The organism is Curtobacterium sp. 8I-2, from assembly GCF_902506155.1.
GTDB lineage: Bacteria > Actinomycetota > Actinomycetes > Actinomycetales > Microbacteriaceae > Curtobacterium > Curtobacterium poinsettiae.
The window spans coordinates 736789-762992 of record NZ_LR732826.1 but is presented as its reverse complement, the minus strand read 5'-3'; the positions used below and the strand labels follow the sequence as shown (position 1 = coordinate 762992).

Annotated in this window: 18 protein-coding genes and 1 pseudogene; 4 read left to right on the top strand and 15 right to left on the bottom strand. The window is 70.3% G+C overall.

Features of this window, described 5'->3' with window-relative positions:
- Together BOSE127_RS03700 and BOSE127_RS03695 are read right to left on the bottom strand one after the other, a co-directional pair.
- Window positions 1-753 (bottom strand): annotated as a pseudogene (locus tag BOSE127_RS03700) (manganese catalase family protein); the annotation flags it as partial.
- Between the two features lie 112 nt (window positions 754-865).
- Entirely contained in the window at window positions 866-1072 is a 207-nt protein-coding gene (locus BOSE127_RS03695) for a hypothetical protein (protein ID WP_159556191.1), read from the bottom strand.
- 178 nt (window positions 1073-1250) lie between these two features.
- Here BOSE127_RS03695 and BOSE127_RS03690 point away from each other — a divergent pair, with 178 nt between their 5' ends.
- From BOSE127_RS03690 to BOSE127_RS03680, 3 genes are all read left to right on the top strand, one after another.
- Entirely contained in the window at window positions 1251-1937 is a 687-nt protein-coding gene (locus BOSE127_RS03690) for an SDR family NAD(P)-dependent oxidoreductase (RefSeq protein ID WP_017887776.1), read from the top strand.
- A 250-nt stretch (window positions 1938-2187) separates the two neighbouring features.
- On the top strand, window positions 2188-3399 hold the full coding sequence (locus BOSE127_RS03685; protein WP_236558901.1) for a sensor histidine kinase: 1212 nt from the start codon (window positions 2188-2190) through the stop codon (window positions 3397-3399).
- On the top strand, window positions 3396-4067 hold the full coding sequence (locus tag BOSE127_RS03680) for a response regulator (protein WP_056072621.1): 672 nt from the start codon (window positions 3396-3398) through the stop codon (window positions 4065-4067). The genes BOSE127_RS03685 and BOSE127_RS03680 overlap by 4 nt, the downstream gene beginning before the upstream one ends.
- Here BOSE127_RS03680 and BOSE127_RS03675 read toward each other — a convergent pair.
- The 9 genes from BOSE127_RS03675 to BOSE127_RS03635 form a co-directional block, all read right to left on the bottom strand.
- A complete protein-coding gene (locus tag BOSE127_RS03675; RefSeq protein WP_159556190.1) occupies window positions 4064-4822 on the bottom strand; it encodes a triose-phosphate isomerase family protein in 759 nt (252 codons plus the stop codon). The genes BOSE127_RS03680 and BOSE127_RS03675 overlap by 4 nt on opposite strands.
- Window positions 4819-6525, bottom strand: a complete 1707-nt coding sequence (locus BOSE127_RS03670) for a dihydroxyacetone kinase family protein (RefSeq protein ID WP_159556189.1) — start codon at window positions 6523-6525, stop codon at window positions 4819-4821. Before BOSE127_RS03670 ends, BOSE127_RS03675 begins: the two co-directional genes overlap by 4 nt.
- Window positions 6522-7913, bottom strand: a complete 1392-nt coding sequence (locus BOSE127_RS03665; protein WP_017887782.1) for an MFS transporter — start codon at window positions 7911-7913, stop codon at window positions 6522-6524. The genes BOSE127_RS03670 and BOSE127_RS03665 overlap by 4 nt, the downstream gene beginning before the upstream one ends.
- Window positions 7914-8061: 148 nt before the next feature.
- On the bottom strand, window positions 8062-8841 hold the full coding sequence (locus BOSE127_RS03660; protein ID WP_017887783.1) for an SDR family NAD(P)-dependent oxidoreductase: 780 nt from the start codon (window positions 8839-8841) through the stop codon (window positions 8062-8064).
- A gap of 16 nt (window positions 8842-8857) precedes the next feature.
- On the bottom strand, window positions 8858-9811 hold the full coding sequence (locus BOSE127_RS03655) for a 3-hydroxyacyl-CoA dehydrogenase family protein (protein WP_110861959.1): 954 nt from the start codon (window positions 9809-9811) through the stop codon (window positions 8858-8860).
- Window positions 9808-10830: a sugar phosphate isomerase/epimerase family protein gene (locus BOSE127_RS03650; RefSeq protein ID WP_017887785.1), complete on the bottom strand. Its 1023-nt coding sequence runs from the start codon at window positions 10828-10830 to the stop codon at window positions 9808-9810. The genes BOSE127_RS03655 and BOSE127_RS03650 overlap by 4 nt, the downstream gene beginning before the upstream one ends.
- 93 nt (window positions 10831-10923) lie before the next feature.
- On the bottom strand, window positions 10924-11640 hold the full coding sequence (locus BOSE127_RS03645) for a GntR family transcriptional regulator (protein ID WP_017887786.1): 717 nt from the start codon (window positions 11638-11640) through the stop codon (window positions 10924-10926).
- A gap of 457 nt (window positions 11641-12097) precedes the next feature.
- On the bottom strand, window positions 12098-12706 hold the full coding sequence (locus BOSE127_RS03640) for an RHS repeat-associated core domain-containing protein (protein WP_031260109.1): 609 nt from the start codon (window positions 12704-12706) through the stop codon (window positions 12098-12100).
- A gap of 320 nt (window positions 12707-13026) precedes the next feature.
- On the bottom strand, window positions 13027-17289 hold the full coding sequence (locus BOSE127_RS03635) for an RHS repeat domain-containing protein (protein WP_159556188.1): 4263 nt from the start codon (window positions 17287-17289) through the stop codon (window positions 13027-13029).
- Between the two features lie 499 nt (window positions 17290-17788).
- On the opposite strand from BOSE127_RS03635, the gene BOSE127_RS03630 reads away from it, so the two are divergent.
- Entirely contained in the window at window positions 17789-18673 is an 885-nt protein-coding gene (locus BOSE127_RS03630) for an aminoglycoside phosphotransferase family protein (RefSeq protein WP_140448641.1), read from the top strand.
- A 21-nt stretch (window positions 18674-18694) separates the two neighbouring features.
- Here BOSE127_RS03630 and BOSE127_RS03625 read toward each other — a convergent pair whose 3' ends face one another.
- From BOSE127_RS03625 to BOSE127_RS03610, 4 genes are all read right to left on the bottom strand, one after another.
- On the bottom strand, window positions 18695-19597 hold the full coding sequence (locus BOSE127_RS03625; RefSeq protein WP_194589895.1) for a GNAT family N-acetyltransferase: 903 nt from the start codon (window positions 19595-19597) through the stop codon (window positions 18695-18697).
- A 175-nt stretch (window positions 19598-19772) separates the two neighbouring features.
- Window positions 19773-21743: a S9 family peptidase gene (locus BOSE127_RS03620; RefSeq protein WP_236559490.1), complete on the bottom strand. Its 1971-nt coding sequence runs from the start codon at window positions 21741-21743 to the stop codon at window positions 19773-19775.
- Window positions 21716-23509, bottom strand: coding sequence for an N-acetylglutaminylglutamine amidotransferase (locus BOSE127_RS03615; protein WP_159556187.1), 1794 nt, complete (start codon window positions 23507-23509; stop codon window positions 21716-21718). Before BOSE127_RS03615 ends, BOSE127_RS03620 begins: the two co-directional genes overlap by 28 nt.
- Window positions 23509-26094 carry a carboxylate--amine ligase/circularly permuted type 2 ATP-grasp protein gene (locus BOSE127_RS03610; RefSeq protein ID WP_159556186.1) on the bottom strand — a complete coding sequence of 862 codons (2586 nt, stop codon included), beginning with the start codon at window positions 26092-26094 and terminating at the stop codon, window positions 23509-23511. The genes BOSE127_RS03615 and BOSE127_RS03610 overlap by 1 nt, the downstream gene beginning before the upstream one ends.
- Window positions 26095-26204 lie beyond the last annotated feature (110 nt).

Sequence of the window (26204 nt, the reverse complement as noted above, 5' to 3'; positions counted from 1 at the left end):
GTCGTGGTACGAGTACTCGCCCTTGCCGTCGAAGGAGGGGCCGCTCGCCCACGGGCCGTTCTTCGCCTCGGCACCGTCGGAGAAGTTGAGGTACTGGTAGTTGACCTCCTGGTTCTCCTTCGACTGCGGGAAGTTGCTCGGGACGGGGAAGCCCTCGACGCCCTGCTCGCGCAGCTCGGCGGCAGCGGTCGCCCACATGTTCTGGTGCATGGTGTCGCGGGCGATGAGGAAGGACAGCAGGTCCCGCACGCCGTGGTCGTCGGTCATGTGGTAGAGCCGGGCGGCCTGCACACGACCCTGCATCTCGGCGTTCTCGTTCGCCGTGAAGTCGGCGAGCAGGTTGCCGCTGGCGGTGATGTACGAGCCCTGCCAGGGGTTGCCGTTGCTGTCCACCGGGCGGGCGCCCGCACCGGCGACGATCGCGTGCTGGACGTCGGTGCCGCCGACGATCGCGGCGACCGTGGGGTCGTCCTGCAGCGCGTCCTCGGTGATGCCGAGCGGGGACTTCTCGAGCAGCTGCGCGATCATCGTCGCGAGCATCTCGACGTGGCCCATCTCCTCGGCGCCGATGCCGAACACCATGTCGCGGTACTTGCCGGGGATGTGCATGTTCCACGCCTGGAACTGTTACTGCATGGCGACGGAGATCTCTCCGTACTGGCCACCGAGCACCTCCTGCAGCTTGCGGGCGTAGATCGCGTCGGGCTTGTCGGGCGTTGCCGTGAACTGCAGTTCCTGCTTGTGGAAGTACACGTGGCTCTCCTTCACTCCAGCGGGTGCCCGTCGATCGAGCGGGTCCGTGTGCGATGGTCGGCGCGACCGCCTCAGCGCCGTCTCAAGGAAAGCCAGATCGCGCAGACGGGCGTCAGCGTCCTCTCCCGCGTCGACGCAAGGCGACGACCCCGGCCCACACCGTGCAGCCGGTGAACCCGAGAACGAGCACGGACACGACGGGGATCGCGAACCCGTCTCCGATCGACTGCTGTCCGCGGAGCCAGACGACGACGAGGAGCAGTACCAAACACCCTGCGGCGATGATCGTCGCGACATTTCCAGCTGCTCGTGAGCCCATGTCCACCTCGTTCCGTTGCGATACCCACCGCCATGCACACCTGACGGCTTGCTTGTGATTCCTCAAGAGTAAGTTCGTTGGACGAAGATCTGACCACCGGAGCTCCTGCCCCCATCGGGTGGGGGCTCCGGTGCGCGACGGGCGGGCAGACCGCACCGTCCCGGCATAGCGTGGCCGCGTGGACCTCGAACTCAAGAACCGTGTCGCACTCGTCGTCGGAGGCAAGGGGTACATCGGTACCGCCGTCGCCGACCGCCTCCGCACCGAGGGGGCGACCGTCGTCGTCGCTTCCCGCAGCGCCGAGGACTCCGACGGCAGCGTGCCGATCGACACCGCCTCGCAGGAGTCGGTGGACGTTGGCATCGCCGCCGTCCTCGAGCGGCACGGGCGCATAGACGTGCTGGTCGTGACCGCTGCCCCGAGCGCGAGCACCCTCGACCCGGCCCGGAAGTCCGACCCGGAGCAGGTCCTCGACGCGATCGACGGCAAGGCGCTCGGGTTCCTCCGCGTCGCGAACGCCGTGCTCCCCGCCCAGCGCGAGGCCGGGTTCGGTCGCGTGGTCGTGGTGAGCGGGCAGAACGCCTACTTCTCCGGCAACATCACGGCGTCGCTCCGGAACACTGCGGTGAGCGTCATCGCAAAGAACCTGGCCGACGACGTGGCGGGCACCGGGGTCACGGTGAACGTCGTCAACCCCGGGACCGTGACGGACACCCCGTCCGCCGAGGTCCGCCCAGGTGGCCCCGGCGACTCGACACCGCAGCAGATCGCCGACCTCGTCGCGTTCCTGTCGTCGCCGCTGAACGCGGTGTCCGGCGAGTCCGTCTCGATCGCGCACCGGCAGCTGGGATCCGTCGTCGTCTGATCCCCGAGTACCGGGTGATCGCCCCTCGCTTCACCCGCAGGGACGAAGCGCTTCGCCCCTGCGCCCGATGCCCCGGCGACTCCGCGCCACGAGTCTGGTGACATGGAGTCCTCGACGAAGCACACGATCGCCACGCTGCTGCTCTGCGCCGCGATCGTCACCACGACCGTCATCGCCCTCGCCGCCATGACCGCGGGCGCGTGACGTCGGTCCGCGCTGCACGGCGTGGGCGGCATGCGATGATCGAGCCGTGACCGAACGGGGCAGGTTCCTCCGGCCGCTCGCCACCCGGTCGATCGCCGTCGACGTGGCCTGGGCGGCCCTGGCGGCGTTCGTCTTCCTGCTGCCCATCGACCTCGAGCTCGAGCACGCGAGCCTCGCCGCGGTGCTGTCGGCCTCGGTGGCGATCGCCCTGCGCCGCATCTCCCCGTCCGCTGCGATGGCGATGGTCGTCGTCCTCGGGGTGATCCAGGTCGGCGGCGGCGAGCGCCCGTCGCTGGTGGACCTCGCGATGTTCGTCGTGATCGGGACCGCCGCGGTCGTCGGCACCCGCACCGAGGTCGTCGTCTCCGGTGTGCTCGCGGTCGTCGCCGGCGCTGGGGCGACGGTCTACCTGGCGTCGACCGGCTTCCGGTTCCTCGTGCTCATCAACGGTCCCCGCGACCAGGCGTTCCTGGCGATGGCCGCCCCGGTGACCGCGCTGCTCGGTGTCTGGGCGGGCGGGGTCGCCGTCCGCGCCTTCCGCTCCCGCGACCGCGAGTCGGAGCGCCGTGCCGATGCCGAGGCCGCGGCATCGCGTGCCGAGGCCGTCGCCACCGAGGCCGAGGCCACCGCCACCCGCGCCATCGACGTCGCCGAGTCCGAACGCATCCGCGCGGACATCGCCCGCGACGTGCACGACGTCGTCGGCCACTCGCTCGCGGTCATCATCGCGCAGGCCGACTCGGTGCCGTTCCTCGACGACGAGGCGCGCATCCGAGCGGTCAGCGCCACCATCGCGAGCACCGCCCGGAGTTCCCTGGTCGAGGTCCGACAGGTCCTCGGGCACATCGACGGCTCCGCCGAGGCGACCGGCCCGGGGTCGCTCGAGGAAATCGTGCAGGGCATCCGCGACGCCGGGGTCGACGTCGACCGCACGGTGCGCGGGGTCCCGCTGGCCCTGCGCCCGGACACCGGCACCGCTGCCCGCCGCGTGCTGCAGGAGATGCTCACGAACGCCCTGCGCCACGGCGCCCCCGGCAACCCGGTCGTCGTGCGGGAGACCTGGCGGAACGCCGACCTGGTGCTCGAGGTCGAGAACGTCGCCGGTGACGGCACCACGGCCGGCTCGGGCCGCGGGATCGACGGCATGGACTCGCGCCTCGGCGCCCTCGGTGGGTCGTTCGACGCCGCCGTGCTGGACGACGTGTTCACGGCACGCGCCCGCATCCCGTTCGACGTCCAAGGGGGACCCGTCCGATGACCGAACCGATCAGGATCCTGCTCACCGACGACCAGGCGCTGTTCCGCGCGGGGCTCCGGGTGGTGCTCGATGCCCAGGACGACATGCGTGTGGTCGGTGAGGCCTCCGACGGGGCCGAAGCGCTCGCGCTCATCCCCGAGGTGCGCCCCGACGTGGTGCTGCTCGACATGCGGATGGCCGGGATGGACGGCGTGGAGACCGTCCGGCAGCTCTACTCCGGCGCCGTCCCGGGGCCGCTGCCCCGCGTCGTCGTGCTCACCACCTTCGGGCTCGACCCGGCGGCGGCGACCGCGATCCGGCTCGGCGCCAGCGGCTTCCTGCTCAAGGACACCACGCCGCCGTTCCTGTTCGCCGCGGTGCGGGCCGTGCACGAGGGCAGCTCGGTCATCGCCCCGAACGACCTCGCGCAGCTGTTCGGCACCGACGTCGCTCGGGCCCCCGCACCCCAGCCGCCGGAGTTCGCGACCCTGACCGAGCGGGAGCGCGTCGTGTTCGGGTGGGCGTCCCGCGGCCTGTCGAACGCCGAGATCGCCACGAAGGAGTACGTCACCGAGTCGACGGTGAAGACTCAGATCTCGAGCATCCTCGGCAAGCTGTCACTGCGCGACCGGGTGCAGCTCGTCGTCTACGCCCACGACCACGGGCTGGCGGGCACCCGCGAGGACTAGTCCGCGGCGACCTCGTCGAGGATCGCCTCGACCGCGGCCGGGTCGTGGGCGAAGCGTCCGAGGAACAGGCCGCTGATCCGCCCCTGCCCCCGGGTGAGCAGACCGGGCCCGGCGCTGCCCCCGTAGAGCACGGTGCTGCCGTGCAGCTCGGGCCGCGTGGCGAGGTGCTGCTCGATCCCGGCGAGCACCGCCACGATGTGGTCGTCCGGTGCGGGTACCGGGGCGCCGATCGCCCACACCGGTTCGTAGGCGACGGTCAGGGGTCCGGCGAGCCCGTCGGCGACGGCGGTGGAGACGGCCCGGTCGAGCTGCGCGGTCACCGCCGCCACCGCTTCCGTCGGATCGGAGGCCCGGTCCGGCTCCCCGACGCAGACCAGCGGACGAAGGTGGTTGCGGAAGGCCGCGTGCACCTTCCCCGCGATCGTCGCGTCGTCCTCGTGGAACAGGGAGCGCCGTTCGGCGTGCCCGATCTCCACCAGGTCGACACCGATCTCCCGCAGTTCGGCGCCGGAGACCTCGCCGGTGAACGCGCCCGCGTCGGCCCACGACAGGTCCTGCGCGGCGAGCTGCACACCGGTGCCGGTGAGCAGCTCACGCACCGGGACGAGGGCCGGGAACGTCGGCGCCACGAAGAGCGACGCCGCACCCGAGCGCACCGCGGGGTGTCGCCGGGCGATGTCGGCGACCTCGGCGGCCCACGACAGCGTCCGGGCGTGCGAGAAGTACGTCTTCAGCGACACCCCGACGGTGATCACGGGGCGACCGTCTCCACGACGAGGGCGAAGGACAGCGCACCGGGGTCCGCGGTGCCGACGGCCTGGTCGGCGTGCGTCCGCGCCCGGCCCATCCTCGGCACGAGAGACTCCGTGCCGTCCGCGGCTTCGCGGGCGGCACGGACGGCGTCGCCCCAGGCCTCGGCGAGCGCCGCCCCGGCGTCGAGCCGGGTGCGGAGCACCTCGTCGAACGGCACCAGGGCGTCCACCATCGTCTTGTCACCCACGGTGGCGCCGAACGCGAGCACGGCCTCGGTGGCCGCGCGGACCCCCTGCGCGACGGTGGCACCCGACGGACGCGAGTCGTCCCCGACCACGCGACCCAGTGCCTCCAGGGCGGCACCCCAGATCGCACCGGACGTGCCGCCGGCCTTGTCGGACCAGGCGTCCGCGGCGACCAGCAGGACGGTGCCGGCACCGGCACCGCGGCTGACCGCGTCGGCGGCCGCGACGTCGGCGGCGTGCGATCCGCGCTGCATCCCGATGCCGTGGTCGCCGTCACCCGCGACGGCGTCGATGCGCCCGAGTTCGTCGGCGTGCTCGTCGAGGACGGCGCGGACCGCGGCGAACCCGGCGGCGACCTGCTCGGCGACCGCGCGGGACTCGTCGGTCGCCGGGCCGATGCCGACGCCCTCGGCGTCCGCCGCCACCGTGGACGAGTCGACTCGCTGTTCGGCGACGGCACCGCCCTTGCGGTAGGCGGGGGTGTCCGCGGGTGCTGCCCAGAGTTCCTCGAGCTCGTCGTCGAGCCAGAACAGCGTCAGGGAGACCCCGGCCATGTCGAAGCTCGTGACGAGTTCGCCGACCTCGGGCTCCACGATGACGACCCCGGCGTCCGCCAGGCGCCGCTGCACCGAGCGGTAGACGACGAAGAGCTCCTCGTACTTGACCGAGCCCAGACCGTTCAGGATCGGGACCACCCGCTGGCCCTCGAGTGCCACGCCGTCGGGCAGTTCGTCGAGCAGCCGGCACACCAGCAGCTCGGCCAGGCCGTCCGCGGTGGGCACGTCCGTCTCGTCGATGCCCCGCTCGCCGTGGATGCCCATGCCGACCGCCATCCGGCCCTCGGGGACCGTGAACAGGGGTTCCTCGGCACCCGGCAGCGCGCACCCGGAGAACGCGACGCCGAAGCTGCGCGTCCGGTCGTTCGCCCGCTCGGCGACGGCGGTGACCGTGTCGAGGTCGTCCCCGCGCTCGGCGGCGGCGCCGGCGACCTTGAAGACGCAGAGGTCACCCGCGATGCCGCGGCGCTTTGCGCGGTCGTCGGCCGGGGCGCTCGTCACGTCGTCGGTGACGCGGACCGTCCGAACCGGGATGCCGTCGGCCTCGAGCGTGCGGGCAGCGGCGTCGAAGTTCAGGACGTCACCGGCGTAGTTGCCGTAGCTGAGCAGCACCCCGCCGCCGTGCTCGGCGGCCTTCGCGACGCCGGTGACCTGCTGGGCGCTGGGGCTGGCGAACAGGTTGCCCATCGCGGCACCCGCGGCCAAGCCGTGTCCGACCAGTCCGCCGAACGCGGGGTAGTGCCCCGAGCCGCCGCCGATCACGACGGCGACCGTGCCGTCGGGGCTCGTGGTGGCGCGGGCGACGCCGCCGTGCACCTTCCGCACCCACCGTTCGTTCGCGGCGACGAAGCCGTCGGTCGCCTCGTCGGCGAAGTCCGCCGGGTCGTTGAACAGTCGGGTCATCGCTTGCTGCCCTTCGGGTCGGTGGTGCGGACGTGCGAGGTGTCGAGCAGCTCGTCGGCCTTGGCCCCGCGGAAGAACTTGGTGCAGAAGATCATCACCGCGGCGACGAACGCCAGGACGCCAAGCGAGACGATGCCGAACGCACCGCTGTCGGTGGGCACCACCTCGTTGATCGCGGTGCGCATGATCGGGGCGACGAACCCGCCGAGGTTGCCGAGCGAGTTGATCAGGCCGATGCCCGCGGCGGCTGCGGCACCGGTCAGGAACGCCGTCGGGTACGCCCAGGTGATCGGGCCGACGGACAGGAAGCTCGCGACGGCCAGCGTGATGAACAGGATGCCGAGCACCGGCTGCCCGTTCGCCCCCGCCCACGCCGAGCCGAGGATCGACAGGCCGGTCGTGACGTAGAACAGCGTGCCCCAGCGTCGGCGTCGGCCGACGGAGTCCGCCCGCGACCCGATCAGGTAGCAGGCGACGAGCCCGACGAGCCACGGGATCGCGGTCACGAGCCCGACCTGCCAGCCGACGTCCTGCCCGAGCAGCGAGGACACCTGCTGCGGCAGGTAGAACGTCGTGCCGTACACGGCGACCTGCAGGCAGAAGTAGATGATCGTGAAGTACCAGACGCGCCCGCTCGCCATCGCGCGCCAGATGCCCTTCGGGCCGTCCTCGGTGCGAGCGGTGTCCTCGCGCTCCATGGCCGCGGTGAGCGACGCCTTCTCGCCCGGTTCGAGCCACTTCGCCTGCTGTGGACTGTTCGTCAGGAACACCAGGGCCGCGACACCGGCCAGCACCGCGAGGATCCCCTCGCCGGCGAACATGACCTGCCAGCCGTGGAACGGGGTGACCTGGTCACCGACGCTGATGAGGCCGCCGGACAGCGGGGCGCCGATCATCTGCGAGAACGGCTGCGCCAGGTAGAAGATCGCGAACATGCGCACGCGCACCTTGTTCGGGAACCACTCGGACAGGTACATGATCACGCCCGGGAACAACCCGGCCTCGGTCACACCCAGGATGAACCGCAGGATGATGAACATCGTGTCGTTCGTCGTGAAGGCGAACAGTGCGGCGACGATGCCCCACGTGACGGCGATCCGGGCGAGCCAGAAGCGCGCACCGAACCGCTTGAGCAGCAGGTTCGACGGGATCTCGAAGATCGCGTAGCCGATGAAGAAGATGCCGGCGCCCAGGGCGAAGGCGGCGTCGGAGATACCGCGGTCGACGCGCAGGGCCTCTTCGGCGAAGCCGACGTTCGTGCGGTCGAGGAACGCGACGAAGTACAGGATGACGAGCATCGGCATGAGGTGCTTCGTCGCCTTGCCGATGGCGGACTTCAGGCCGGGGTCGTTCGTCGACCCGAGCGCGGGGGCAGGGGGTAGTGACACGGGATCGCTCCTTTGCGAGCACGGTGCGGTCGTTCTGGCGTCCGGCGGTCGGGCCTGTCGGCTGGTCGGCCTGTCGGCCTGTCGGCCTGTCGGACGGGAGGCACGGATCGCGTCGCCCGGTCGGCGCGCGTTCCGTGGGCGGCTGGCCCTAGTGCATGTACAGGCCGCCGTCGACGTTGAGCGTCTGGCCCGTGACGAACCCGGCGTCCTCGCTGATCAGGTACGCGATGGCGGCAGCGATGTCCCGCGGGGTGCCGATGCGCGGCAGCACGCCGTCGGCGGCCATCTCGGCCTTCCGCTCCTCGGACAGGGTGCCGCCCATGATGTCGGTGTCGATCGGACCGGGGGCGATCGCGTTGACCGTGACGCCGCGTGGGCCGAGCTCGCGTGCCAGACCACGGGTGAGGCCGATCACGCCGGCCTTCGCCACCGTGTACGGGGTCTTGCTGAAGGTGCCGCCGCCGCGCTGGGCGGAGACCGACGACAGGTTCACGATGCGCCCGTAGCCGGACCGCACCATCGACTCCGCCGCCCGCAGGCTGGCGAAGTGCACGCCGTCGAGGTTGATCGACAGCACACGGTGCCACTCCCCCTCGGGCAGGTCGAGGTAGGCGTGCGCGGAGGAGACCCCGGCCAGGTTCACGAGCGCGGTGATCGGCCGGAGTTCGGCCTCGATCGTGTCGAAGGCCGCACGGACGGCGGACTCGTCGGCGACGTTCGCACCGACACCGACGGCCCGCACGCCGTGCTGTTCGCGGATCTCGGCAGCGACCTGCTCGCTCGCCGTCTGGTCGAGGTCGACGATCCCGACGTCCCATCCGGCCTCGGCCAGGTGGTGGGCGGTGGCGCGGCCGATGCCCCGCGGTGAGGCGGCCCCGGTGAGGACGACGGTGCGGGTCTGTTCGGTCTGGGGGTTCTGCGTGCTCATGGTTCGTGCTCCGGGCTCAGTGGATCGGTGCCGGGCCGAGGTCGTCGAGCAGCTTCTGCATCGCGACGTACGCCTTGTTCCGGTAGGCGACGAGCTCGGGCGTGCGGTCGGCCGGCACCTCGAGGTACCCGGCGCCCGACTTCGTGCCGAGCTCACCGGCGTCGACGTGCTGCTGCAGCGACGGCGGAGTGGCGAAGCGCTCGGGCCAGCGGGTCTGCAGCGACTCGAAGCAGAAGGCGTAGACGTCGAGCCCGGCCATGTCGGCGATCGCGAACGGGCCGAAGAACGGCAGGCGGAACCCGAACGTGGTCCGCACGATGGTGTCGATGTCGTCGGGGCTCGCGATGCCCTCGTCGGCGATCTTCGTGGCCTCCTCGAACAGCGCGTACTGCAGGCGGTTCAGGACGAACCCGGTCGAGTCCTTCACCCGTGCCGACTGCTTGCCGGTCGCGGCGACGACGGTCTCGCCGACCTCGATCGCGTGCTCGTTGGTGGTCGGGTGCGGGATGAGCTCGACGCCGGGGATGAACGGAGCCGGGTTCGAGAAGTGCACGCCGAGGAACCGCTCCGGGCCCACGACCGCCTCGGCCAGCGACTCGATCAGGATCGTCGAGGTGTTCGAGCCGATCACGGCGTCGGGGCGGGCGGCCTCGCTGATGCGGCGCAGGGTCGCGTGCTTGATCTCGAGCTTCTCGGGCACGGCCTCCTCGATGAAGTCGGCGTCGGCGACGGCGGCCTCGATCGACTCGGCGGCGCTCAGGTGTGCGCGGACCCGTTCGACGGCGTCCTCGGGGAACAGCCCGTCGGCGACGAACTGTGCGGTCTCGCCGAGCAGCCGCTCCAGGTTCTGCTGGGCGATCTCGGCCGAGACGTCGGCGATCCGGACGGTGTGGCCGGCGAGGGCGAGGACCTGGGCGATCCCGCCGCCCATGTAGCCGGACCCGACGACGGCGATGTCGAGGGTGCTCATCGGATTGCTCCTTCGGTGCTGGTTGCTGCAGTCGGGGTCGCCGTCGCGTCGAGCTTCGTCGTCGCGAGGACGGATCGGATGTACTGCTGGTTGGTGGCGCAGACGCCGAGGCTGTCCCCGCCGTACTGCTCGGTCATGACGATCCCGCGGAACCCGTCGGCGACGGCGTCGCGCAGGACCTGGCGGTAGTTGATGAGGCCCGTCTCCATGGTGCTCGGCGCACTCGTCGCCCAGCTGCCGTCGCCGGCCTCGTCACGCGTGTAGTTCTTCACGTGCAGGTAGTTCGTGTGCGGCATGGTCTTCGCGAACAGCTCCCGCCAGTCCTCGACCGGACGGTGCAGACGGATGAGGTTGGCTACGTCCGCGTTCAGGCCGACGTTGTCGAGCCCGATCTCCTCGACCAGGCGGACCGCGCTGTCGGCAGTGCCGAGGTACGTGTCCTCGTACAGCTCGAGCGCCATCGGCAGCCCGACGCTCGCAGCGTGCTCGCCGAGCTCCCGCAGTCGCTTGACCGCGGCGTTCCAGACCTCGGGGTCGTCGGGGTCCTTCGGGCCCGGCGCCGTCCAGAACCACAGCGCCCGCTTCTGGGCGTCGGTGAACGGCTGGTGCAGCCCGGTCGAGAACACCTGCATGCCCCACTCGGCCGCCGCGTCGATCGTGCGGTGGGCGTAAGCGAGGTTCTCGTCCTCGTGCCCGGGCTGGATGACGCTCTTGCGCTGCAGGTGCACCGACGGGATCCCGATGCCGTGCGACTTCGCGACGGCGAACAGCTCGTCGCGGCGCGAGGCTTCGAGGTCAGCGGGCCGGATGTGGCTGTCAGCGAGTTCGGCCAGCGAGAAGCCGACGGCCTCGATCTGCCCGAACACCTCGTCCCACACCTCGGCGGGGGCGTCGTGGAATGCCGTCCCGTCGCGGGTGACCTGCGCGAACCCGTGCAGGCACGCGGCGACCGGCCAGGTCTCCGACGTCCAGGTGGTGGGGTCCCAATCCTGGTCGACCCAGTCCTGTGGAGTGGTCACGGAATGCTCCCTTGCATGTCGTGGTGGTTCAGCCTTGAACCTCTTTCCTATAGGAAAGATACTCGCACGACGCCGGAACGCAACCCCTCCGCCTCAGCTCGTGTGGGACGCGTCCGCGCGCGAACGCAACCGGACGGCGTCGATGTGGAGCCGCATCGCGGCGACGGCCGACGTCGGGTCCGCAGCGAGCGCCTCCAGGATGGCCCGGTGTTCCTGGACCGCACGATCCGTGTCGTCCCCGCCGCCCTCGACGATCTGCCGCATGCGGTGCACGCGCGTCGTGATGATCTCGGACATCTCCTCGAGGAACGGGTTCCGTGTCGCGTCGAAGATCAGCTGGTGGAACTGCCAGTCGCTGCGGAAGAAGCGGGCCATCAGCTCTTCCGGCGCGTGCGCAGCACCGACGGACGCGACCTCGGCGGCCACCGCCGCCTGCTCGTCGAGCGCTGCCGCCAGCCGCTCGCGCAGGCCGTCGACGTCGCCGCGGGCCGCGAGTTCGACGGCGCCGCTCTCGACGATGAGCCGGGCGTCGAACAGGGCCTCGAGCTGGTCGCCGGCCAGGGGCGGGGAGACCCGGTACCCCTTGTTCGCTTCACGGGTGACGAGGCCGGTGCGTTCGAGTTGCACCAGGGCTTCGCGGACCGGGGTCGGCGAGACCCCCAGCGAGCGAGCGAGGCCGTCGATCGACAGCCGCATGCCCGGTTCGACGTCGTGACCCATCAGGACCTCGAGCACCCGGTCGTAGACGCGGTCGCGCAGGCCGAGCTGCGTGATGCGCTCCGTCCCGAAGCCGGGCATGGTCGTGGACATGGGTCGATCCTAGAGAATCCACGACTCGGGCTGAGTGCGAGGGCTCCGACCAGGCTGCGCTGCCATCGGCCCCCCACTCTTGCGAAATCGACTCACCCGCATGATCGGGCTCACGATGGACTTGCTCGCAGACATTGCGGCCTTCCAGTCCCCTTCACCTGATCGACCATGCGCCCTTGCCCCGACACGACGCCCGAATGTCGTGGTTTCTCCGTCAAAGGCCGCTCACGTCCTAGTTCGTCAGGACAAGGAGGATCAGCGCCACCCCGTCGATCAACGCGACGATGATCCCACTCCAGAACCATCGCCCTCCGGCTCCGCGATGGAGCTTTCCGTCGCGCCATCCTTCTGTGGAAATTGTTCGCTGGACACCCACTCCAACGAGCACCAGTGCGCCGACTGCAATAACCAGCAGGACTGTCCATGTGATCCAAAAGCCCGACATGTTGCGGCCCTCCTAGCCACGCGGCAGGTACTTGATCAGCTTGCCGGCGATGCCACCGCCGAAGCCTCCAATAGCCCCGCTTACCGTTCCTTCGAGTGCCGCCTGCCCATAGTTATCTCCACCTTCAACTGCTTCCTGGGCGATACCGCCAAAACCTCCGAACACTCCACCCAAGACCACTCCACCCACCAAGCAACCGATTCCTGCGGTTGACGCGCAAACTGCGGCGGTCCCGACGGCAGCGATTGTCGCCACACCCGCATTGACGGCCGCTCCCCCGACGCTACGACCCGAGGAATCTGACTTATTGATGGGGTCAGCTCCCGCGAACGCGTAGCGGTTGGCATTACTCGGGCTGAGGGGCGCGTCGAGAGTGTCACGTTCGATCCACCCGCCCGTGACGCTGGACTGCCAGCGGTACCCGAACTTGGTGAGCCCGTTGTCGGTGCTGGACGAGCGGAGACCACTCTTGAACCCGTAGGGGTTCTGCTTCCACTGCGCGCTGTCGCCGCCGACGGTGACGGTTTCGACGCCGTACGGGTCGTACGAGACGGTGTACGCGGTCTTGCCAGTGTCAGCGATCGCGGCGACAGGGTTGCCGGTGCCGTCGATGACCCACATGCTCGTGGTGCCGTCGGTGGTCTGCAGGTCCAGCGGCTGCCCCGTGCCCGGGTCGCTGATTTGCCGGTGCTATGCAACGCTATATCTCGGTGAGCACCCAAACCATCAGCGATGCTTAGTGCGACTTGGGAACGCTAAGCCTATCGCAAAATATCCGAGGAGAGCAGCACTCACTACGGCTAGGGAGCCACGCCATAAACTACCCTCTACGAAAGAAAGCACAGCGTAAATTCCAATGATCACGGCCGCTACGCCCATCACCCCAGCCACTAACTTCTGTTCGTTTTTACTTCGTGTCCTGTTGATGATTCACACCCCTATTATCGCAGCTGGTCCGAGAACGGGTTCTGGCACGGAGCTACGTAATCACTCTGCCAACGATATCCCGAAGCCCTGTCAGCATCTACTGCGGCGTCGCACTCGGCTGTCTGCGCGAATGCATCCTCGCAGGTGGCAACAGCTCCAGCACCACCGGCTACGAGCGACTTCCATCCGGATACCGGGGCTGTAGCAATACCCGCGGCACATCCCAGGCTGGTCCAGAACCGGGAAGCAGCGCCTGTTGGATCTGTGAGATTGATCGGGTCCAAGCCTGCGTAGCCATACCGATTAGCGTTAGTCGGTTCGAGCGGTGCGTCGAGGGTATCGCGTTCGGTCCACCCACCGATGGTGCTGGACTGCCAGCGGTACCCGAACTTGGTGAGCCCGTTGTCGGTGCTGGACGAGCGGAGACCACTCTTGAACCCGTAGGGGTTCTGCTTCCACTGCGCGCTGTCGCCGCCGACGGTGACGGTTTCGACGCCGTACGGGTCGTACGAGACGGTGTACGCGGTCTTGCCAGTGTCAGCGATCGCGGCGACAGGGTTGCCGGTGCCGTCGATGACCCACATGCTCGTGGTGCCGTCGGTGGTCTGCAGGTCCAGCGGCTGTCCCGTACCCGGGTCGCTGATCACAGACGCGGTTCCGGTGCCGGCGACGGTGCGACTGGTGATCACGGGGACACCGTTGGAGTCGGACGTGCCATACGTGTAGTCGTACTCGGCTCCTCCGTCGGTGACCTGCGAGAGCAGCTTGTTCATGTCGCTGCCGGCGTACTCGTAGCGGGTGGTGACACCGTCCTTCGTGGAGGACGTCATCTGCTGCGCGCCGTTGTACGTGAATGTCTGCCCGGGCGCCTTCACCATGTTGCCGACACCGTCGTACGCATACCCGTCAGACGTGATCTGCCCGGCGGTGTTGTAGGTAAGCGTCTGCGACGACGTGACATCGCCGCCGCGCTTGGCGGTGAGCCGGTTCCCGGCCGCGTCGTACGTGTACGCCCACGTGATGTTCCTCGCACCGCCGGCCTGCGCTGCCTTGGTGAGGCGGCCGTTCGAGTCGTACGTGTACGTGGTCGTCTGCTGGGTGATGTTGTCCTTGACCCACTGGATCCTGTCCGTGGCGTTCGGGCTCTTCGTCGCCGAGCAGTCACCCCCGGCGTCGATACCGGTGATGTAGCAGTACGTCAGGCTCACGACGGACTTGGACGGGTCGTCGGCGTCGACGGCGCGAACACCGGTGACGTGGTCGGACACGCCGTAGGTGATCGTCTGGTGCGCCTGCCACGACGTCGGGTCCTTGGTCGGATCCGAGTTCTCGACAGCGCCGAGCCAGGTGTCCGTGCGGCGGCCGTGGTCGTCGTTCTTGTAGACCTGCTTCGCCGTGCCGCCGTTCGCGGTCGGGTAGGTGGTGCGGGTCAGGACGTTGGCGACGTCGTAGTCGTGCGTGACGGTGCCGTGGGCGTCGATGACCTTGGCCGTGTTGCCGGCGAGATCGTAGCCGTAGGACACTGTGCCACCGCCTGCGGTGTTCGCCGTCGAGGTGAGCCGGTTCCGCTGGTCGTAGGTGTTGGTGATGGTGCCGGTCGCGGACTGCTCGGTGAGCTGATTGCCGTTGCCGTCGTAGGTGTTCGTCACCGTTGCGGTGCCGTCATCGAACGCGGTCGTCAGGAGCCGGTCGTCGTTGTCGTACGTGTACGTCGTGACGCCGCCGTCACCGTCGGTGTGGTTCTTCACGCGGCCGAAGTCGTCGTAGGAGTACTTCTGCTCCCCGACCGTGTTCGCCGGCGCCGTGATCGCCAGCAGCTGGTCGTGGGTGTCGTACGAATACGTCGTCTTCCGGTCACGGTCGCTGTCGCCGGGAGCCGTCGCGGACTTCACCGCACCCCACGTATACGGGTCGGTGCCCTTCTTGTTGTACTCGAGCTCTGCCTTCGCCGCCTCCGGACCGGAGCCGCCCGTGGCGGTCGACGTTCGGTTGCCGGGGCCGTCGTAGCCGTAGTTGGTCTCATTACCCGAGCTGTCGGTGACCTTTGACGGCAGGTAGGCAGCCGATCCGGAACCGTACGTCGCCGAGTTCTTCGTGCCCGCGCCGGACTCCGACTGCGTCAGCGACTGCTCGTTGTTCGCCCCGTAGGTGTTCTTCGACGTCGATGCGCTTGCGCCCGCGCCGACACTCGAGTTCTCGACGCCGTTGTTCGTGGACTTGTAGGAGCGGGACTGCTCCCGCTTCGCAGCGTCGACGACCTTCGTGACGAGGTCGTTCCCGTCGAGGGTGTAATTGGTGTACTTCGTGTCCGCCACAGCGACCGACTGGTCGGACCGCGGGTCCGCGACCAGCGTCGTGGTGTCGTCCTTGAACGAGAACCGCGTCACAGCGGTCCCCGGCGAGCCGACGGTGGAGTTGCGCTGTTCGACCTTCGTGACCCGGTCGGACGAGTCGTACGTGAACGCCGTCACGCCACCCTCGGGCGCCGTGATCGAGGTCAGGTTTCCGCTGGTGTACGCGAACGTGGTCTTCTTGCCGAGCGCGTCCGTGTACGTGGTGATGTCGCCGGTGCTGTTCTTCGTCCACGGCACGCTCCGCGAGCTCGAGCCACTGGTCTGCGAGAACGTCTGCACACCGTTGGCGTACGACGAGTTCGCCGTCCGGGCCCCGGTGACACCCGCGGTCGAGACGAGGGACTTCAGGGTGAAGCCCGGCTCGTCGGAGTTGAAGCTGATCTGGTTCTTGTTCCGGTCCACGATCGAGGTGGGCTGACCCGCGAGGTTGAAGTGCGTCGTCGAGTTCGACGTCCACCCCTTCAACGTGTACTCGTGCGTCGTGCTGTTGTCGACGCGGGTCAGGGTCTGCTGCAGACCAGCCGGGCTGGTGAAAGCGCCCTGCGCCCCGGACGGACGGAACTGCCACGTCGTCCCGACGGCGTCCGTGTAGATGACACCGTCGGCGTTCGCGGTGAGGTCCCCAGCGCCGGCGAGGGCGTACTGCCACCGGTTCGCGTCCATCGTGTTGGTGTCACCGACGGTGGTGCTGCGCGAGTTGTACGCGGCGCCGATCGTGGTGTTCTCGGTCACTCCCGGCAGGCTCATCGCAGTCGTGCTGACCAGAAGGTTGCCGGTGCCGACGTCGACGGACGCGTTGGTCTGGTCCGTGATCGGGAACGGGAGTGTCGTCGCCGAGGTTCGTTTGCCGGTCCGGTTCGTCTCACCCGGGCCGCCGGGCAGCGAGTTGTACGCACCCTGCAGGTCCACGAGGTAGTCCATCGCCCCCTTGCCCATGTTCTTGATGCGGATCTTCCCGTTCGCCCCCATCGGAGCGACCACGGTGTTCGACACCTTCGAGGTCTTGTCACTACTAATCGCCGACGAGGTCGGCTCAGCCGCACCATCGGCCCACATCTTCGCGTACGAGTCCGCACCGCTGTCGTTGACCGCAGTGAACGTCACCGCGGCAGCCGACAAGCCGCCCTCAACGGTCGGGGCGCCCTGGACGCCACCGACCTGCACCGTGAACGAGGCACCCGAAGCGATGCTCGCGGTCTTGCGGGTGTCGATGAGGCGACCGTTCAACGGGGTGAAACCACCGCCCGGGTTCGACTTGAGGAAGTAGCCCTGGATGTCGACGACGAGGTCGATCTTCCCGCCCTCCGCGGCGGTGTCGATGCTGAACTTCCCGTCGGCGTTCAACGCGACCTGCGCGTTCATCGCCGTCTCGAGGTCCTCATTCGAGTTGTAGTTGAGGACGCCGGTGCTCCGGGTCTCACCGGTGGGCGTCGGACGGACGTAGCCGGCCTTGCCCGATCGGTTGATGACGATGATGTTCACCGCGACCGCCGCGGCACCCTCGGGGATGCCGTTCGAGCCCGTCGCCTGGATCGTGCGCTGCGAACCCGCGGGGATCTGCCCCTGCGCGCCACCGATCCCGCCACGAGAGTCGAGCACGCGCGACGGGGACATCGCCACGAACCCACCGGCCGAGACACCGTTCTTCGTCGACGTGTAGTAGCCGGTGATGTCGATGATGACCTTCGACTGCGCCGTCTCGGTCCGCACCTGGATCGTGCCGTCGTCCGCGACCGCGAGCAGCCCGGTGTTCGACCGGTTCCCACCGACACCGGAGTTGTAGATCATCAGCAGCGTCGTCGTGTCGGCATCGTCGGCACGCATCTGCAGCTGCCCCGACCCCTTCGGGTCAGCGACCGTGACCATCATCGTCACGGCGCCGATCCCCGACGACGGGAGCCCGGCGGCTCCGGCGATCTTCACCGTGCGGAACGTCCCTGCCGACGTCGCACCTTCCAGCACGCGGGCGTTCGAAGGCATCGGCACGTACTGCCCGCCCGTCCCGGTCACCACAGCCTGTGCCGGTGTCGGCTGCGACACCACCACCAACAACGAACCCAGCAGGGCGACCAACGCCACCACCGCCAGCATCACTCCACGAACACGACCGGACCACGACGCAGCGAACACGCTCAAGAAACCCCTCTTGCGGCTGCTGCAGCTCACCAGTCCCTGCGACGGTGCTGTGCAGCCACACAGCACGTTACGGAGCTTCGCTCACGCATGCTCCGCCACATCGGGGGGTCGATAGTTGCATGATGGAACCGATAAGACCGGCCCAGAAACACCGGGGTTCCGCGCCCCCAAGGCGCCGGACTCGGAACGGTGATCTTCACGGGTACTGCAACGATCCGCGCGATCCGGACACCGGACGCGGGCTGCAGCCTCCCGAGCTGTCGGAGCAGGACGGTAACGTGCCGCCATGCACTGGGGGGACACCGGACTCGATGACGACCAGATCGCGTTCGTGCAGCAGACGCTCCCCGATGCCGTCGTCGTGGCCGATGACTCGTGGGGGCTCCTCGACACCAGGGTCCTGCACATCCGCGCTGGCGACGACGGCTTCACCGTGAAGGCCTCCGGCCCGACCAACACCCACTTCCCCCGCGAGCTCGAAGCGCACCGCACCGCCACCGCCGCGCTCCGAGCGAGCGGGGACACCGGTGCCCTCGTCGCGGCGAACGAGGAGCACCGCGTCCTCGTGCTCGAACGCGTCCCCGGGCACCTCGCCCTCGGGACCCCGGACGAGCACGATCCAGACGTCCACCGTCAGGCCGGCGCAGTGCTCCGACGACTGCACGACCAGGACACCCGCCATGACCCGACGTTCCTGCAGCACGAGCAGGCGAAGGCACTGGCCGCCCTCGACGCACCGCACCGGATCCCGGACGAGGTGGTCGCCCGCGCACGAGCGGCCCTGCGCGCACTCCCGACCGACCGCACGACGCAGTCCCTCGTCCCGACCCACGGCGACTTCCACCCGCGCAACTGGATCGTGGACAACGACGCCCGCGACGCCCGCGACGACCACCACCGCAGGCTCCGCGTCATCGACTTCGGCCGGTTCGGCTGGCGCCCCGCGTCCTTCGACCTCACCCGCCTCGCGGTGCTGCACTGGCAGCACGATCCCAGGCTCGAAGCGGCGTTCTTCGACGGGTACGGCGACGATCCGCGCACTCCGGACGCGTGGCGCTGGCTCCAACTCCGCGAAGCAGTGGGGACGGCGACCTGGGCCTACGCGGTCGGCGACGAGGGCTTCGAAGCCCAGGGCCACGACATGCTCCAGGGTGCCCTCGCCGCGTTCTGACCCGTCAGACCGGAACGCAGCTCACGGCACCCGCACGAACCGCGGCGCCCCACGGTCCCGCAACCGGAAGCCGAGGTGCTGGTAGAGCCCGATCGCACCGGTGTTCCCGGCGGCCGCGTGCATCAGCGGGGTCTCGCCCCGCTCCCGGATCCCGTGCGCGACGGCGAGCACCAACCGGCGCCCGAACCCCTGCCCCCGGTACGCGTCGTCCGTGCACACCGCGCTGATCTCGGTCCACCCCGGCGGGTGCAGGCGCTCCCCCGCCATCGCGACGAGCCGTCCGTCCCGCCGGATGCCCAGGTAGGTGCCGAGCTCGATCGTCCGCGGCAGGAACGGCCCGGGCTTCGTCCGCTCGACCAGGGCGGTCATCTCCGGCACGTCGTCGGGCGTCAGCACGACGGCTTCGTCGTCCGGCGCACCCTCGATCGCCTCACCGGTCAGCTGCACGCCGCCGGCACCCTCGACGAGGTCCCACCCCTCGGGCAGGACGGCAGCCGCACCGACGCCGAGCATCCCGCCCGACCCGAGCAGCGCCCGGACGTCCTCCCAGTCCTGCGCGGTCGGCTGTGCGGGGATCCCCGTCCACACCGACACGTCCGTCTGGTAGCGGACGACGTCGCCGCGCCGCTCGGCGAACCGCGCGTGGTGGCTGTTCAGTGCGGCCATCGCGGGGGCGTCGAGCATGCGCGTCGGGGTGCCGTCGTCGGCGATGGTCAGGTCGAGGGTCCGGAGCGCCTCGCCCCGGGAGTCTCCGCCGCGGAACCCGAGGTCCTCGATCCGCCGACGATCGCCGTCCGCCCACCCGGCGGTGTCCGCGACCACGCCCGAGGCGTACTGGTTCGTGGCACGGTGGACGACCTGCTCGACGTCCGCTGCCGAGGCCACGAGGACCTCTCCGGGTCGCGTCAGATCAGTGGTCGTCATCCCACCATTGTCCGCCCGCGGCGAGCGCCGCCGGCGCATCGTTGCACCCGGTGACGGCACGGTGCGAAGTTGACCACCCGGTGCGAGGAAACAAGCTCGCACCGAGCGTGCAACCTCGCACCACGAAGAACCCGCGCGCACCAGACCAGCACCGAGCACCCCGCCCCGCCAGGCCTCACCCCAGCCGCGCCGCCACGAACTCCACCATCCGCCGCACGAGCAGCGCCTGCGACGCCGCCCGCCGGTACTCGTGCCCCTCACCCGCGAGCTCCAGGTACTCCACGTCGTGCGCCCGCTCCCGCAGCGCCGCGACCACCTGGTGCGCCTCACCGATCGGCACGTTCGTGTCGAGCTCCCCGTGCACGACGAGCAACGGCGCCGTGACGTCGTCGATCGCCCGCATCGGCGACAGGGCCGCGAGCAGGGCTTCGTCCTCGACGGGGTGGCCGTACTTCGTGGCGGCAGCGGCCGCGATCCACGGTTCGGTGTCCCGGTAGAAGGTCGCGAAGTCGCTCATCCCGCACACCGCGACCCCGGCCGCGAACACGTCGGGCGTGAACGCCAGGGACGCCAAGGTCGCGTACCCGCCGTACGAGCGCCCCTCGACGGCGACCCGGGAGCGATCGGCGTACCCGTTGGTCACCAGGAACCGCGCGCAGTCGACGACGTCGGCGAGCGCGTTCCACCGCAGCGCCAGGTCGTCGGCGTGCACGAACTCGTGACCGTACCCGGAGGACCCGCGGATGTTCGGCGCGAACACGGTCACCCCGGCGGCGGCGAGCGCCTGGTGCTGTGGCGAGAACGTGGGTCGCTCCTGCGACTCCGGTCCGCCGTGCAGGTGGACGAGCGCTGCGCGGCCGGGAGGCCCGACATGCGTTCCGACGTCGGCTCCTGCCACCGACGTGGCCGGCTCCACGGCCCGGTACAGCCAGCCGGTCAGCTCCAGTCCGTCACGGGCGGCGAACCGTTCGAGCGTCGGCTCGACCAGCTGCACGTCCGGCAGCGCGGGGACGTCGGTGACCCGGCTCCAGGTCAGCGCGTTCGTGTCGAGCCGCCAGAGTTCGCGCGGACGGGTCGGCCCCTCGACGGCGAGCAGGACGCTCCGGCCGTCGCGGCTGAGCACGGGGTCGGTGACGACGTACCCGGGCAGGTCCGGCACGGGGGTGCGCGAGGCGTCGTGGGTGTTGATGAGGTCGAGTTCACTGCGACCGTCGACGTTCCAGACGAGCAGCACGGTGCGGCCGGCGTCGTCGGCGTCCAGGTACTCGAGCTCGGCGTCGTCGCGCTCGACGATCCGCCGGGGTGTGCCGCGCCAGCCGTGCGGCCCGACCGGCTGCGCGACGAGTCCGCGGCGGGGCAGTCCGGCCTCGGTGGCGACGTAGGCGACGAGCGGGCTGGTCTCGCTCGCGGGCGAGGGCCGCAGGAACGCGATCTCGGCGGACCCGTCGGGGTCGTCGGCGAACAGGGCGTGGCTCTCGTCGGTCAGCCGGTCGACGACGACCACGAACTCCTGGCCGCGCTGCCCGTCGCTCAGCACGACGAGCCGTTCCTCCACTGACAGGTCGAGGATGTGGATGAGCTCCCCCACGGCCAGGTCGTCGCGGTCCCCGGTGACCGGGTCGACCAGGTACGCACGGGCCGGCTGCTCGGGCTCGGTCGAGGGCAGCGTGATGACGACCCGGTGCCCGCTGCGGCTCCACGGCCCGAGTTCGGCGTGCTGGTACCGCGAGCCGGCGATCTGCGCGGCGTCGGTGCCGTCCGGCCGCACCACCCAGACCTGCTGCTTCACGCCGCCGTCGGTCGCGATGGCGACGGCGAGCCACTCCCCGTCGGACGACCACGACACCCGGATCACGGGGTCGTCGGACAGCGCGATCCGCACCGGTTCCGGCAGTTCACCGTCGACGACGACGTCCTGCACGAAGACCTCGGGGGTGCCGTGCCGGTCGCTCACGAACGCCACGCGCCGGGCGTTCCGGGTCATGGTCGGTCCCCACGACCCCCAGGCGGCGGTGAGCTGCGCACCCAGGCCGGCCGCGGCCCTGGTGGTGACCGACGGCTCGACGGTGGCCGACGACGCGACGCCCTGCGCGCCTCCAGTCCGGACGGCACCCACGGTCACCGCACCCCCTGCTGCTGCAGCCACATCTCGATCAGGCCGAGCTGCCAGAGCGCGTTCGCGCCGATCGCGGTCCTGGTGCTGTTCGGGTCCTGCAGCATCCGCTCGACGGTGGCGGGGTCGAAGAGCCCGCGCTCCCGCGCCTCGGGGGCGTGCAGCGCGTCCCGGACGCGCTGCAGGTACGGACCCTCGAGCTGCCGGATGGCGGGGACCGGGAACGAGCCCTTGCTGCGGTCGATGACGGCGTCGGGCACGATCCCGCGCGAGGCGCGCTTCATCACGCCCTTGCCGCCGTCGGTGAGCTTCATCGACGGCGGGATCGCGGCGGCGAGCTCGACGAACTCGTGGTCCAGGAACGGCACGCGGGCCTCGAGCCCCCACGCCATCGTCATGTTGTCGACGCGCTTCACCGGGTCGTCGACGAGCATGATCGTCGTGTCGCTGCGGAGCGCGGCATCCACGCTCGTCTCCGCGCCCGGCCGTGCGAACTGGCGGTCCACGAACGCCGACGGGGTGTCGTCGTCGCTCTTCCACCGCTCCCCGAGCAGGCCCTGCAGCGCCGGCCACCGGCGGTCCATGAACACGGAGCGGTAGGCCTCGGCGGCCTGGTCACGCGGCACGTCGGCGAGCGGCGGGTACCAGTCGTAGCCGGCGAGCACCTCGTCGGCGCCCTGGCCGGACTGCACCACCTTGACGTGCTGCGAGACCTCCTGCGACAGCAGGTAGAAGGCGACGCAGTCGTGGCTGACCATGGGCTCGCTCATGGCGGCGACAGCACCGTCGATGCCGTCGAGCAGCCGCGACGAGGGGATGTGGATGCGGTGGTGGTCGGTGCCGAAGTGCTTCGCGACCTGGTCGGAGTACTCGAACTCGTCGCCGGATTCACCACCGGCCGCCTCGAACCCGATGCTGAACGTGGCGAGGTCCTGCTGCCCGGCCTCGGCGAGCAGCCCCACGACGAGCGACGAGTCGATCCCGCCGGAGAGCAGCACCCCGACCGGCACGTCGGCGACCATCCGACGCTCGACGGCGGTGCGGAGCGAGCCGATGAACGCCTGCTCCCAGTCCCGCTCGGACCAGTCGGCCCTGGCGGGGTCGCGCTCGAAGCGGGGCTCCCAGTAGACGGTGTCGTGCGCGGTGCCGTCGGGCTCGATCACCCGGACGGTCGCGGGCGGGAGCTTGCCGACGCCGGACAGGATCGTGCGGGGCGCGGGGACGATCGAGTGGAAGCTCATGTACGAGGCGAAGGCGACGGGGTCGATGGACGTGTCGATGCTCGACCCGTCGTCTCCTGCCAGGATCGCGGGCAGGGAGCTCGCGAACCGGAGCCCGCCCGGGACGGGCGCGACGTAGAGCGGCTTGATGCCCAGCCGGTCCCGCGCCAACACCAGCCGGCCGCTGGCGTGCTCCCAGATGGCGATGGCGAACATCCCGATCAGGTGGTCGACGAACCCGGTGCCCCACTCGGCGTACGCCAGGGCGATGACCTCGGTGTCCGACGTCGACGCGAACCGGTGCCCCTTGCCGTGCAGCTCGTCGCGGAGCTGCCGGTAGTTGTAGACCATCCCGTTGTAGGCGATCGTCAGCCCCGCCTCGGCCAGCACCATCGGCTGCGCGCCCGCGGTGGACAGGTCGACGATGGACAGCCGTCGGTGCCCGAGCGCGACCGGGCCGCGAGCCCACAGGCCGTCACCGTCCGGGCCGCGGTGCGTCATGCAGCCGGTCATCCGGGCGACCGCGCCGACGTCCGGCGCTCGGCCGTCGAACCGGATCGCACCCGCGAGTCCACACATCAGCGCTCTCCCTCGGTGTCCGCCACAGCGGAGTCCGTGTCCGCCGGGGCGTTCCCGACGATCCACGTGTCCTTTGCGCCGCCGCCCTGCGACGAGTTGACGACCATGCTGCCCTCGGGTGCGACGCGGGTCAGGGCCACGTCGGCCAGGTGCACGTCGTCCGGTCCGGTCCCCGTCGCGTACACGAAGGCCCGCAGGTCCACGTGCCGCGGGTCGAGCCCGGCCGGTCCGATCGTCGGGTGCGAGGACAGCTGCACCACCTCCTGCCCCACCCACCCGGCGGGGTCGGCGGCGATCTCGCGCCGTCGTTCGGCGACCTCGGGGGCGCTCGCGCTCGGTCCGATCAGGACCCCGCGTCCACCCTCGCCGTCGACCGGCTTCGTGACGAGTTCGCCGACGCGGTCCAGGACCGACAGCCGTTCGACCTCGATGCTCGTGCGGTACGTCGGCACGGACGCCAGCAGGGGTTTCTCGTCCAGGTAGTACCAGATCAGGTCCGGCACGGTGACGTACATCGCCTTGTCGTCGACCAGCGCGTTGCCCGGCGCGTTCGCCAGGTAGACGCGACCTGCCTCCGCCGCGTCGAGGATCCGCGCACCGAGGTCGGGAGCGTGCTCTGCCGTCAGTGCACTGACGTCGCGGTCGATCCGCAGGTACAGCCCGTCGAGCGCGTCGCCCGTCGTCGCGTCGACCACGCGTCCGTCGCGGACGTCCAGGTCGGACCCGGACACCAGGCGCAGCCCGGCCCCGTCGGCCAGCCTGCGGTGCTCGAACCACGCGCCGGCGGCGGGGCCGTCACTGACCAGCGCGATCACCGGGTCGGTCGCGCCCGTCACCGCGGTGGTGTTCGCGCAGAGGGTCCGGCGCAACCGGTCGGTCACGCCGTGCGGGTCGCGCAGGTTCGCCGGCCGCGGGGCGTCCGGCACGACGTCGTCCATCAGCTCGCGCAGGGCGATGCCGTACGCGACGCCCGAGGGCGAGCGGACGTTGTCCTCGAGCACCCGCCAGCCGCCGAACTCGTTGCGCACCAGGTCGAACCCGAGCACCGGCGCACGGACCGCGGTCGCCGGCAGCCGGGTGGCGTCCGGGTCCCAGCCCTTCGCACCGACGAAGTGGTCCGCGTCCAGCACGCCGTCGGCCACGATCCGGCGATCGCCGTACGCGTCGCGCAGGAACAGTTCGATCGCGCGGGACCGCTGCCCCAGGCCACGCTCGAGCTGCGACCACTCGTACGCGCTGATCGTCCGGGGCACCAGGTCACAGCCGAACGCCTGCGCACCGCCGTCGACCACGAAGCCGACCTGGTGCTCGCGGGTCCAGGCGTCGCGGGCGGTGCAACGGTCGATCGCGGTCTCGGCGTCCCAGCCGTCGAAGAAGGCAGCCAGGTCACGGAACGCCGGTCGGGGTCGCGCCCCGGGGCCGACCGCCTCGTCGCCGGCACGGACGCGGTACCCGGGGAGCGGGACCACCGGGTCCTCGTCGCGTCCGGACGGCAGCCCCGCGGTGTCCTCCACCACCAGGGCGACGACGTCGTCGATCTCCCCGCGCTCGGCGTACGCGGTGCGCTGCCGATCGGTGGAGTTGCCGCGGGCCAGGGTGGCGTCGAGCAGCTCCGTCACCGTGCCCCAGTCGCCGAGCTCCTCGAGCTCCGGGCGCAGGCGGGACACGAGCTGGCGCACCGCGACCTCGGCGGGCAGGCGTTCGGGGTGCTGCCCGAGGCCGACCAGCTCGCCGCTCAGCCCGGAGCGGGCGGCCTGCCACATCGCCGCACGGTGCAGCGGTTCGCTGCGCGGGTGCCACTCGGCGCCGGACACGACCGACTTCTCGGCCTTGCGCACGGCGGCGCGGAAGAGTCCGGCGATGAGCACGGCGTCGTCCACCACCGGGGTCGCGTCGCAGACCCGAAGCTCGAGCGTCGGCGCGTGTGACGACGGCCGGACGTCGAAGTAGGCCATCTTCTTGTCGGCGATCACGCCCGAGGCGATCAGGTCGTCGAGCACCCGGTCGTACTCGGCGGCGTCCTCCACCGGGCCGAAGCTGCCGGCCGACGGCCACCGCTGCCAGATGATGCTCCGGAACGAGGCGTACCCGGTGTCCTGCCCGTTCCAGAACGGACTCGACGCGCTCAGGGCCAGCAGCACCGGGAGCACCGGCGCCACCCGCTGGGCGATCAGCACCGCCAGGTCGCGGTCGCTCACCCCGACGTGCACCTGCAGGCCGCAGATGAGCTGCTCGTCGACGAGCATCCGGTACTGCTCCTGCATCCGGCCGTACCGCCCGCCGGCGCTCAGCTCGAAGTCGGCGTACTCCGACCTCGGCGCGGTGCCGACGGCGGCGATCGTGACCCCGGCCGGGGCGATCGCGGCACTGAGCTCGCTGCGCAGGTCGACGATCACCCGCCGCAGGTCGTCGAGGGTCCGCACCACCGGGGTGTTCGTCTCGATCGTCGTGCGCTGCAGCTCCGCGCCGAAACGGTCGGTGGGCAGCTTGGGCAGAAGGCGGGGGGCCTTCGCGGAAAGTCGGCCGGACTCGAGGTCGATGAGGTGCAGCTCTTCCTCGGCGCCGAGCGTCAGCTCTGCACTCATGGCTGGAACCTACGCGAGACGCCCGTGCCGTGTCTGCCGCGGCACTCCCCCGACTCACACTCGTAACACGCCCGCGGGGTGCGGTCACGGCACCGTGCGACACTCACTCC